Annotated in this window: 4 protein-coding genes; 2 read left to right on the top strand and 2 right to left on the bottom strand. The window is 62.0% G+C overall.

What is annotated here, in order from left to right; all coding sequences use genetic code 11:
* A partial coding sequence (locus tag AC5JJ6_RS00295; RefSeq protein ID WP_496040122.1) for a CocE/NonD family hydrolase C-terminal non-catalytic domain-containing protein occupies positions 1-393 on the top strand: 393 nt, incomplete at its 5' end.
* Positions 394-522: 129 nt separating this feature from the next.
* The gene (locus AC5JJ6_RS00290) at positions 523-888 is read left to right on the top strand and encodes a response regulator (RefSeq protein WP_052831103.1); all 366 of its coding nucleotides are present in this window, start codon (positions 523-525) and stop codon (positions 886-888) included.
* A gap of 96 nt (positions 889-984) precedes the next feature.
* On the opposite strand, the gene AC5JJ6_RS00285 is transcribed toward AC5JJ6_RS00290, so the two are convergent.
* Both AC5JJ6_RS00285 and AC5JJ6_RS00280 read right to left on the bottom strand, forming a co-directional pair.
* Positions 985-2,376 (bottom strand): adenylate/guanylate cyclase domain-containing protein, encoded by a 1,392-nt coding sequence (locus AC5JJ6_RS00285; RefSeq protein ID WP_496040121.1) that lies wholly within the window; start codon positions 2,374-2,376, stop codon positions 985-987.
* 198 nt (positions 2,377-2,574) lie between these two features.
* On the bottom strand, positions 2,575-4,557 hold a 1,983-nt coding region (locus AC5JJ6_RS00280), incomplete at its 5' end, for an efflux RND transporter permease subunit (RefSeq protein ID WP_496040120.1).

Genomic DNA, 4,557 nt, shown 5'->3' with positions numbered 1-4,557 from the left:
GTACCGGTTTGGCTCGTCGTTTGGGGGTGGGCGTTGGCGCGTTGTTTGTACATCTGGGCTTTAGGGGCCCGGGTCGTGCCGGACGGCCGTGTCCTGAACCTGACCCAGGGCTACCGGCGAGTCGAGGAGGGTAACGCCATCCGCCCTGTCCAGATCGGCATGAGAGCGGTCTGCGTCACGGTCCCGGCCGGCAGCCGCCTTCGTCTAAGCCTTGCCGGCGCTTGCTTCCCGGCCTTTCCCGTCAATCCCGGCACCGGGGCGGAAGCGGCTGAAACGCGGCTGGTCGATTGCCGGACGATCACGCTGACTTTCCGCGCGGCCGGAACGCGGCTGATGCTGCCGGTGACCGAAGCCGCGCACGACCTGCCCAAAGGCATAGGTCGTTTCCTCTAACGGACAAACGAGCCCTTCCCGATTGACCGGACCCGGCAGACCACGCTATTCACTTATTTAGATTGAAAATTGTTTACATTTCTCTCTAAAGTTCTTTTCCCGGATTTCTTCCGGGCTGCCGGAGAGCACATGCAGATCCTGATCGCCGAGGACAACCCGATCAACCAGAAGCTGGTGGATCTCATCTGCCGCAAGGCCGGGTATCAGACGCGCATCGTTCCGGATGGCTCCACCGCCGTCGACGCCATCCGGGAAGGCGGCATCGGGCTGGTCCTGATGGACGTCATGATGCCCCGCATGGATGGGATCGAGGCAACCCGCCAGATCCGCGCTTTGCCCGGCGACGAATCCCGGACCCCGATCATCGCCGTGACGGCCCATACCGACGGCGAGAACCGCGAGGCCTGCCATGCCGCCGGGATGAACGCCTTCCTGGGAAAACCGGTCCGCCCGACGGAATTGCTGAAGATGATCGCCTCCCTGCTGCCGGCCTGAGGCCCACTCCGGGAACCACGAGGAGGCGTTCGGCAAGTATTGGGCCACGGCCCAACAAACACTGCCCACACCGGTCAGCTTCTTCGGCCTCTGGTATCATACCGCAATGTGAACGACGATGCCCTGCTGGCGGCCTCGGAGCTGGATCTCGCGGGACGACTGAAACCTGTCGATCCATTCCGAGCGTCCCGCTGCCCCGATGCAGTCCTCCGAGACCACGATCGAACCACCGATCTCCCGGGTAACCTCCTCCAGTCTGCTCGCTACGTTCACCACGTCCCCGACGACGGTAAACTCGACACGTTCCCGGCCGCCGAGATTCCCGACCGTCACGGGACCACAGTGGATTCCGATCGATGTGCGAAGTGGATCCGCGCCGTCGCTGGACCTTTTCCGGCTCCAGCGTTCGATTTCCCGTTGGAGTTCGAATGCGCAGGCGAGCGCGCGGGCCGAAGCGTCCGGTTGCGGATCGATGGAGCCGAAGGTCGCCATGAAGCCGTCGCCCAGGTACTTGTCGAGTGTTCCTCCATGTTTGAAGACAATGGCGCAACTCCGCTCCTGGAAGCTCCGCAGCAAGGTGAATGTTCGGTCGGGGGACAGGGTTTCACTTAGCTTCGTAAACCCGACGATATCCGCGAACAGGACGGTCACCGTCCTTGTCGTCGGATCTCCAAACCTGGTCCCGCCGCGTTTGGTAAGAGCCTCGGCCACATCCGGAGAAACATACCGCGCGAGATCCGCCCGCACGATCTCGGTCTCGACCTGCCTCAACAAGGTCCGCCGACTGCGCCAGACGGTCAGCGTCAGGAGCAGGGTGAACAGGGACGTCGCGACAAGCTGGGTATACCACGGTGTAAGGCCAACGAAGGTCGGCTGAAGGGAAAGCTCCAGGACCGTGGCCGACGTCAGTGCCTCTTCGGCGGCAACGTCATTGAAGCGCAGAGTGTCCGGCTGGGAGTAGATCGTGAACACTCCGGTCGACCAGATGACGAGGATCGACACTCCTGTCCAGACGACGCGTCTTGGCGAATAGGTCAGGGCGGCCTCGGCAGGGAGCAGCAGAAGGTAAAGAAACTCCTGGCCGCGCAACCTCGTCTGGACAGGCCATTGTGAGCCGAAATCGACCGGAGGCGGAACCAGGATCGCCGCTGACACCAAGGCCACGTCAAGAACGATAAAGCCGAACTTGATGGTTTCGCCGTGAGGATGGTGCCGCAATCGGTACGGGATGTAGCCAAGCAGGAAGAACCCGAAGGCGTACCCGCCGTAATAGAGGTCGCGCGGCCACGGTACGATCGAGAAAAGCCACGCGGAAACGATGACGATCGCCGTCAGCCTTGCGTAAAAGGCAAACTGGAGACCTTCGAGCTCTGCCTGCCGAGTGTTTGCCTGAAGGTGATCCTTCGAGACTTCGGCTGCCCACAACGAACGAAGGCTATTCGTAACCCAATGGCCATAGCCGATGATCCGGCTCGCCGAGTCAGACATTTGCGGCCCTGCTGATCAAGAAAGCTCGTTACTGAATTGGTAGCATCTCGATCAGGTTTATGCACGTCGCGAGTTGATATGATGGGTTGTCAAAACGATCCGGACTTGACGACAACAGTGAAGTCGGCAAGTTCCGGAGCGGATCGATCTGCGGTAGTACTAGGCCGACCTACAAATTCGAGGTTTACAGCGCCCGCCTCACTCCGCCGGATGCAATTGCGTGGCTATGGGAGCTTCGTCCGCGAACGGCTTTTTCTTCGCGATATACGTATAAACCGTCGGCACGACGAACAGGGTAAGCACCGTGCCCAGCAGCATGCCGCCGACGATGACAGCGCCGATCGCCTGCCGGCTTTCGGCGCCGGCACCCGTGGCAAGCGCCAGAGGCACCGCCCCCAGGACCATGGCGCCCGTGGTCATCAGGATCGGGCGCAAGCGCAGCACGGCGGACTGGATCACGGCGTCCCGTACGTCCACGCCCTGACGCTGAAGCTGGTTGCCGAACTCAACGATCAGGATGCCGTGCTTGGTGATCAGGCCGACCAGCGTCACAAGCCCGATCTGGCTGTAGACGTTCATCGTCGCCCCGGTCAGCTTCAATGCGAGCAGCGCGCCGGTGATCGACAGCGGCACGGTCAGCATGATGACGAACGGGTCGATGAAGCTCTCGAACTGGGCCGCCAGCACCAGATAGATGAAGGCCAATGCCAGGATGAAGGTCACATAGAGGCTGCTGCTCGTTTCCCGGAACTCGCGGCTCTGGCCGGCGTAGTCGACCTGCGCCGCCGAGGACGACAGCACCCGTTCCGCAGCATCCGTCAGGAAGGTCAGCCCCTCGCCCAGCGTATAGTTCGGCCCCAGCGTCGCGGTGATGGTGGCGGAACGCAGCTTGTTGAAATGGTTCAGTTCCTTCGGCGACACCCGCTCCTCGATCTTCAGCAGGTTGGCGAGGCTGACCATCTCGTTCTGCTTGCCGCGCACATAGATGCGCGCGATGTCGTCCGGGTTGGTGCGGTCGACGCCGCCGACCTGAACGATCACGTCGTACTGCTTCCCGTTCTGCTTGAAGCGCGTGACCTGACGTCCGCCCAGCAGGGTTTCCAGCGTGCGGCCGATCGTATCGATCTCCAGCCCAAGGTCCGCCGCCTTGTCGCGGTCCAGCGAGACCTTCAATTCCGGCTTGTTCAATTTCAGGTCGCTGTCGACGTTGATAAGGCCGGGGTTGGTCCGCGCCTCGGCCATGATCTTGTCGACCATGCCCTGCAACTCGCCATAGGGGAGCGATGTCTGGATGACGAACTGGATCGGCTTCTCGGTCGGGCTCTGCCCCAATGAGGGCGGATTGACCGCAAAGGCCAGCGTACCCGGCACGCCGAACATCTTGGGTCCGAGTTGCTGGACGATCTGCTGCTGCTTGACGTCGCGCTGGTCCCAATCGATCAGACGGACGAAGGAGATCGCCTGATTGACCACGGGGAACCCGACGACCATGAAGAACTTCTCGACCACCGGGATCTCCTTGTAGAAGCCCTCGATCACGCGGGTATAGCGGTCGGTGTACTCGATGGTCGATCCTTCGGGCGCTATCGCGATGCCGACGATGGTTCCCCTATCCTCGGTCGGCGCCAGTTCCGACTTGATCTGGCCGAACAGCACATAGCTGGACCCGGCGACGCCCAGGCCGACCAGCAGGACCAGGGGCCGGACGCGCAGGGAATTGCGCAGCAGCCAGCGGTAGCCGTTGGTCAGGCCGTTCAGGAAACTCTCGATTAGGTTGAACATCAGGCCGTGTTTCGCCTGATGCTTCAGCAGCTTGGAGCACATCATCGGCGACAGGGTCAGCGCCACGAACCCCGATACCAGCACGGCGCCCGCCAGGGTCAGCGCGAACTCCGTGAACAACCGCCCGGTACGACCGGTCTGGAAGCCGATCGGCGCGTACACCGCCGCCAGCGTGATGGTCATCGCGACGACGGCGAAGCCGATTTCCCGCGCGCCCTTCAGGGCGGCCTGGAACGGCGGCATGCCTTCCTCGACATGGCGGTAGATGTTCTCCAGCATGACGATGGCGTCGTCCACGACCAGCCCGATCGCCAGCACCATGGCGAGCAGAGTCAGCGTGTTGATGCTGAATCCGAAGACGAACATGATCGCGAAGGCGCCGATCAGCGATACCGGGAT

This window comes from Skermanella sp., from assembly GCF_059503625.1.
This window is presented reverse-complemented; position numbering and strand designations above follow the sequence as displayed.